Consider the following 6,730-nt stretch of genomic DNA (forward strand, 5'->3'; position numbering starts at 1 on the left):
CAGGGCGCCGGACCCAGGGCTTTTCACCCGGCCGATGCCCCCGCCCGAGGTGCCGCGTCCAGCAGCCAGACTCCTGGGCGTACCTCGATGCGGTTCCAGAGGTGGTCGTCGGGGCGGGGGGTGCGGCGGATCTCGTCGGCGGTGCGGCGGGCGTAGCCGTGCCAGCGGCCGTCGCCCAGGGAGTGCGCCGCCGACTCGCACGCGGCGAGTTCGGTGAGGCCGTCGGCGGGACGGCCCTGGACCAGGGCGACGAGGGCCAGTCCGCGGCGGGCGTCGGCACGCCCGCGGGTGTCGCCTTCCCTGACGGCGATGTCGAGGGCCTCACGGTAGAGGCCCATGGCCCGGCCGGGTTGGCCCTGGCCCAGCAGGACGTCCGCCTCCCCGGTGCGGCAGCGCGCCGCCCCGGCCGGGTCCCCGGCGAGGGTGAACAACCGCGCCGCACGCCGATGGCAGTCCGCCGCCCGCGCCGTGTCCCGGCGCTGCCAGGCGAGATCGCCCAGCGACCGCACCAGCACCGCCTCCGCGAGCGGATTCCGCGCCCGGCGCGCGGCGTCCAGCGCCGGCTCATGGCTCTGCTCCCAGGCGTCCCACAGCGCGCACGCCTCGTAGAACCCGCTCATCGCGGAGGCCAGCGCACAGGTGAGATCCCACAGTCCGCTGGAGTGCAGCCGCCGCAGCACCTCCAGCAGTCCCGCGCTCTCCGCCCGGAACCACAACAGGGGTACGGCCACGGCCGGATCACCCGGTTCCGGCAGCTGCGCGTCCGGCTCCAGCACCCCCGCCAGCCGGTCCCGCCCCGGTGTCAGCCGCGCGTCGGCGGCCCGCGCCCGCAGCAGACAGGCCCGTCCCAGCCGCGCGGTCGCCTCGGCGGCGGCCTCCTCCCCGTCGACCTGGGACAGCAGCTCAAGGGAGAGGGCACGCAGGAGGGGATGGAAGCCGTAACGGCCCGGATCCCAGTCCCCGGCCGGCGGCCTCGCCTCCAGCAGATGCGCGCGTACGAGCCCCTCCAGCCGTTCCTCGGCCGCCTCCCGCGCCATGCCCAGAAGGGACTGGGCGGCCCACAGGGAGAACCCGGACAGCGGGGCGAGCCCCAGGGCGCGGAACGCGTGCCGCTCCGCCTCCGAGGCCTCGCGGTAGGCCGCCAGCAGCCCTCCGCGTACGTCCAGGTCGCCGAGCGACAGCGCCGACAGCCGGGTCCGTTCGTCGCCCAGCCGACGGGCGAGGCCGGCCGCGGTCCCGTGCGGGCGGACCGCCACCCCGCCGGCCGCGACCCGCAGCGCGAGCGGCAACCGGCCGCACAGCCGGGCGATCTCCGCCACCGCCGCCGGGTCCTCAGCCGTCCGGGGACCTCCGGTGGCCAGCAGCAGTGCCTCGGCCTCCCGCTGGCCGAGCACGTCGAGGACCACATGTCGGGCGTTCTCGAGGGCGGCCAGCGGACGGCGGCTGGTGAGCACGACCGCCGCGTCCGGCACGGCGGCGAGCAGCGGCCGTACCTGCGCCTCCGACACCACGTCGTCGAGGACGAGCAGCAGACCGCGGGCCAGGGTGGCCTGCCGCAGCGCGTCCGCCAGCTCCTCCGGGTCCGCCGGCCCCGCGGGGGCACCGGGGCCCAGCAGCCGGCGCAGCAGCGCCGCCATCGCGGTGTGCGGGGGGAGCGGCCGGCCCGCGGAGTCCCGCATCGCCAGCAGCACCCGGCCGCCCGGGAACCCCTCGACACGGTGGGCGAGCTGCACCGCCAGGGCGGTCTTGCCGACCCCGGGCCGTCCCGACACCGCGACGACCCGACGGGCGGACGGCCCCCGTTCGCCGAGCACCCGCTCGTACGCGGCGAGTTCCTCCTCGCGGCCGGTGAAGTCGGTGAGCGCCGGCGGCAGCCACAGCAACGGGCCCGACGGCACGGCGGCGGGAGAGCCGGCACCCGAGGAGGAGGGGGAGGCGGGCGAGGAAGCCGAGGAGGGGGTGGACCCGGCGCCGGTCGCGCGTACCGCCGCGCCCGGACCCGTTCCGCCCGTACCCGGTGCGCCCGCGCCCGCCCGGCCGGCGGCCCCGCGGGTCTCACCCGTACGGCCCGGATGCCAGGCGAGCGCCGGGTCGGACGCGAGCACCCGGTCGAGGATGCGCTTGAGCGAGGCGTCGGGTTCTACCCCCAGCTCGTCCACCAGCGCGCGCCGCACCCGGTGGTAGGCCTGTAGCGCGTCGGACTGCCGGCCGGACCGGTACAGCGCCACCATGAGCAGCCCGTGCAGTGTCTCCCGCATGGGGAACTCATGTGCCAGCGCCATCAGTTCGCCGATGAGCTCCTGGTGCCGCCCCAGCTTCAGATCGGCGCCGATGCGCTGCTCCAGGACCGCCGAGCGCAGCTCGTCCAGTTTGATGGCCGTCGTCTGGAGCGACGGGCCGTGCGGGATGCCGGACAGCGCCGGGCCGGTCCACAGCGCCAGCGACTCGGCGAGGAGCCGCGAGGCGGTGGCGTAGTCGCGCTCGTCGTAGGCGGCACGGCCACGGGCCCGCAGCGACTCGAAGACGCTCAGGTCGAGGTCGTCCGGGCCGACCCGCATGAGATAGCCGGGGGGCTGTGTCAGCAGCGGCTGCCCGCCGGCGGCCCCCGCGCCGTCGGCGGCGCCGAGCAGCGCCTTGCGCAGCTGCGACACATAGACCTGAAGGGTGGTGCCCGCGGTGCGCGGCGGCTCCGTGCCCCACAGCTCGTCGATCAGACTGTGCGTGGACACGACGCTGTTGCTCCGCACCAGCAGGGTGGCCAGCACCACCCTCGGTTTGGCTGCGGTGGGGGTGCGTGGTCGCATCCGTACGGGGCCCAGTATTCGAAAGCGCATGGTTGCTCCTCGTACGCCACCGGCGGCCGGACGACCAGCCGGTTCGCTCAGCAGATCTGCAGGACCGAGGTCGTCACGTCCGCCACGACCCGGGTCCCCTGGGTGAAGGTGAGGCCGAGATCGGCCACCGGCCGGCCCGCCGCGTCCCGGCGCACCTCGCCGGGCGTCCCGCCGGGGCGCGGCCGCAGCGAGCAGTGCAGCGGAAGCCCGGGCTCCGCGAACCCGCGGAACGCCGACGCCCAGTCGGTCAGCACCGCGTGGCCCGGCGCGAGGCCGTACAGCTCGCCGACGCCGAACAGGGCGGCCTGCCGGGAGGCCTCAAGGAACAGCGCGGCGGGCACCTCCGAGCCGGAGTCGGGCAGTACCTCGCGGGCCGCGGGGATGTCGACGGGGAACGTCAGCGACTCCTCGTCCTCCTCCAGCGGAAGCCCGATCAGCACATTGCGGGCGGTGCGCCGGCCGACGAGTTCGGGCTCCGGGACACCGTGCCCGGCGGGCAGCCCGCTGTGTCCGTGCGCGGTCCGCTCGCTCTCCCGGCGGCTGTGCCCGCGGTGCTTGCGGTAGACACCGGGCATCAGGAACACCAGCCGGGCCCCGACCGTCCCGCACTCCGTCCCCTCGATGCTGATCGCCGCGCGGCAGTCCATCGTGCGCGGCACCCCCTTGACCACGTCGGTCGGCGTCAGTTCGAGGTCCAGGGCGACCCGGGTCGCCTCGGGGGTGCGCTGCCACGGCGTCAGCGCGGTGATGGCCAGGGCGCAGTCGGCGAGCAGGATCCGGCGGTTCTCCGGCACCCGGAAGTAGCGGGCGGCGGCGAACGTGCCCATCTGGCGCAGGGACTCCAGCGGGTACAGCAGATCGTGGAAGGGGACCGTGGAGTCGGCGAACAACGGGTGCCGCTCGGGGAGTTCGGCGGAGAAGCGGAAGCGGTGACGGCCGGGCGGTGTGGCCGCCAGCAGAAAGCCCTCGGGGGTCTCGGGCCGGTGGACGAAGTGGTGCGGGCCGATGAAGGAGGCCGCCGGCGCGGAGACCGGCAGCGGTCCCTGGACCGCGAGCGGGGCCGCCTGGTGGGTGGGGAGCGGACCGGTGGAAGGAGAGGAGGAGAGATTCATGAAGGTCCTCTGCGACGGAGTCCGGACAGTGTGCGGTGGGGTGGAGCGAAGCTCCTCACCCGACGGTCTCCGCCGCCGCTGAAGAACCGGGGAAGCACCACGGAAGAAAGGGCGGATTCCGCACCTTCTGGAACACCGCCTTCCTCATGGGCGCCTCCGGGACGCCGGGGGACCGGCCGGGCCGCCTCAGCCCGGCTCGCTCACCTGCTCCGCCGCCACCACCGGGTGGTCCTCGTCGAACGGGGGCGTGCCGCTCGCCCCTCCGGGGGCGCCGAGCGGCACGAACACCTCCCGGTCGGCCGCCCGGTACCCGTCCCATTCCGGGGGCACGGCATCCTCGTAGAAGATCGCCTCGACCGGGCAGACCGGCTCGCAGGCCCCGCAGTCGACGCATTCGTCGGGGTTGATGTACATCTTCCGCGGGCCCTCGTAGATGCAGTCGACGGGGCATTCGTCGACGCAGGCCCTGTCCTTGAGGTCGACGCAGGGCTTGGCGATCACGTAGGTCATGCGGTCCTCCCCACGGTCCAGGTGTCGTTGCCGGCGAGCAGCAGGGCCATGTCGCCCTTGCCGTGCTGTTCGATCGCCGCGTCGAGCTGGTCGGCCATCTGCACGTCGTAGACCGGGCGCCGGGTGTCGCGGAAGACACCGATGGGGGTGTGGCGCAGGGTGTCCGGGTCGGCCAGCCGGGCGAGGGCGAAGGCCGTGGTGGGGGAGGGGGCATGGGTGTCGTGCACCAGGATCTCGCTTTCGTTGTCGGAAGTGACGGCGACGACCTCCAGCTCGCCGGTGGCCCGGTCGCGGACCACCCCCCGGCAGCCGTGGGCGCCGAACCGGATCGGCTCGCCGTGCGCGAGCCGGATGACCGTGTCCTGGGCCTGCTCCTTGTCCTTGAGGGCCTGGTAGGCACCGTCGTTGAAGATGTTGCAGTTCTGGTAGATCTCGACCAGCGCCGTGCCCGGGTGGGCGGCCGCCTCGCGCAGCACGGAGGTGAGATGGGCCCGGTCGGAGTCGATGGTGCGGGCCACGAACGAGGCGTCGGCACCCAGGGCCAGGGCGATCGGGTTGAAGGGCGCGTCCAGGGAGCCCATCGGCGTCGACTTGGTGATCTTGCCGACCTCGGAGGTGGGGGAGTACTGCCCCTTGGTCAGGCCGTAGATCCGGTTGTTGAAGAGGAGGATCTTGAGGTTGACGTTGCGGCGCAGGGCGTGGATGAGGTGGTTGCCGCCGATGGAGAGGGCGTCACCGTCACCCGTGACGACCCAGACGGACAGGTCGCGGCGCGAGGCGGCCAGTCCGGTGGCGATGGCGGGCGCGCGTCCGTGGATGGAGTGCATGCCGTACGTGTTCATGTAGTACGGGAAGCGGGAGGAGCAGCCGATGCCCGAGACGAAGACGATGTTCGCCCGTGCCACGCCGAGTTCGGGCATGAAGCCCTGGACGGCGGCGAGAATCGCGTAGTCACCGCAGCCGGGGCACCAGCGCACCTCCTGGTCGGACTTGAAGTCCTTCGCGGTCAGGGGGAGTTCAGTGGGCATGGAGTGTCTCCTCCAGTACGGCGGCGAGCTGTTCGGCCTTGAACGGCATGCCGTTGACCTGGGTGTGCGAACGGGCGTCGACCAGGTACTTCGCCCGGATCAGCGTGGCGAGCTGCCCGAGGTTCATCTCCGGGACCACGACATGCTCGTAACTGCGCAGGACCGGACCGAGGTTGCGCGGGAAGGGGTTGAGGTGGCGCAGGTGGGCTTGTGCGATGTGTTCGCCGGCCGCGCGCAGGCGGCGGACGGCGGCGGTGATGGGTCCGTAGGTGGAGCCCCAGCCCAGGACGAGGGTGTTGGCCTCGTGGGGGTCGTCGACGTCGAGGTCGGGCACGTCGATGCCGTCGATCTTGGCTTGTCGGGTGCGGACCATGAAGTCGTGGTTGGCGGGGGCGTAGGAGATGTTGCCGGTGCCGTCTTCCTTCTCGATGCCGCCGATGCGGTGTTCGAGGCCGGGGGTGCCGGGGATGGCCCAGGGGCGGGCGAGGGTGTGGGGGTCGCGTTTGTAGGGCCAGAAGACGTCGGTGCCGTCGGGCAGGGTGTGGTTGGGGCCCTGGGCGAACTGGACGGTCAGGTCGGGGAGTTCGTCGGGTTCGGGGATGCGCCAGGGTTCGGAGCCGTTGGCGAGGTAGCCGTCGGAGAGCAGGAGGACGGGGGTGCGGTAGGTCAGGGCGATGCGGGCGGCTTCGAGGGCGGCGTCGAAGCAGTCGGCGGGTGTGCGGGGGGCGACGACGGGGACGGGGGCTTCGCCGTTGCGGCCGTACATGGCCTGGAGCAGGTCGGCCTGTTCGGTTTTGGTGGGCAGGCCGGTGGAGGGGCCGCCGCGCTGGATGTCGATGACCAGCAGGGGCAGTTCCAGGGAGACCGCCAGGCCGATGGTCTCGCTTTTGAGGGCGATGCCGGGGCCGGAGGTGGTGGTGATGCCGAGGGAGCCGCCGAAGGCGGCGCCGAGGGCGGCGCCGATGCCGGCGATCTCGTCCTCGGCCTGGAAGGTGCGTACGCCGAAGTTCTTGTGTTTGGACAGTTCGTGCAGGATGTCCGAGGCGGGGGTGATGGGGTAGGAGCCGAGGAAGAGGGGCAGGTCGGCCTGGCGGGAGGCGGCGATCAGGCCGTAGGCGAGGGCGAGGTTGCCGGAGATGTTGCGGTAGGTGCCGGTGGGGAAGGCGGTGGTGGCGGGGGCGATCTCGTAGGAGACGGCGAAGTCCTCGGTGGTCTCGCCGAAGTTCCAGCCCGCGCGGAAGGCCGC

General features: G+C 73.3%; 5 protein-coding genes. All 5 read right to left on the reverse strand.

Going from position 1 to position 6,730, the window contains the following annotated elements:
• Positions 1-23 precede the first annotated feature (23 nt).
• Positions 24-2,834, reverse strand: coding sequence for a BTAD domain-containing putative transcriptional regulator (locus ABZT17_RS33560; protein ID WP_356354528.1), 2,811 nt, complete (start codon positions 2,832-2,834; stop codon positions 24-26).
• Between the two features lie 47 nt (positions 2,835-2,881).
• On the reverse strand, positions 2,882-3,946 hold the full coding sequence (locus ABZT17_RS33565; protein WP_356354530.1) for an AfsA-related hotdog domain-containing protein: 1,065 nt from the start codon (positions 3,944-3,946) through the stop codon (positions 2,882-2,884).
• Between the two features lie 186 nt (positions 3,947-4,132).
• Positions 4,133-4,456, reverse strand: a complete 324-nt coding sequence (fdxA, locus tag ABZT17_RS33570) for a ferredoxin (protein ID WP_356354532.1) — start codon at positions 4,454-4,456, stop codon at positions 4,133-4,135.
• Positions 4,453-5,484, reverse strand: coding sequence for a 2-oxoacid:ferredoxin oxidoreductase subunit beta (locus tag ABZT17_RS33575; protein ID WP_356354534.1), 1,032 nt, complete (start codon positions 5,482-5,484; stop codon positions 4,453-4,455). Before ABZT17_RS33575 ends, fdxA begins: the two co-directional genes overlap by 4 nt.
• Positions 5,474-6,730 (reverse strand): 2-oxoacid:acceptor oxidoreductase subunit alpha (locus ABZT17_RS33580; protein ID WP_356354536.1); only part of this gene is annotated, 1,257 nt, incomplete at its 5' end. The genes ABZT17_RS33575 and ABZT17_RS33580, both read right to left, overlap by 11 nt.

Origin of the sequence: Streptomyces sp. NPDC005648, from assembly GCF_040605395.1 — a bacterium.
Lineage (GTDB): Bacteria > Actinomycetota > Actinomycetes > Streptomycetales > Streptomycetaceae > Streptomyces.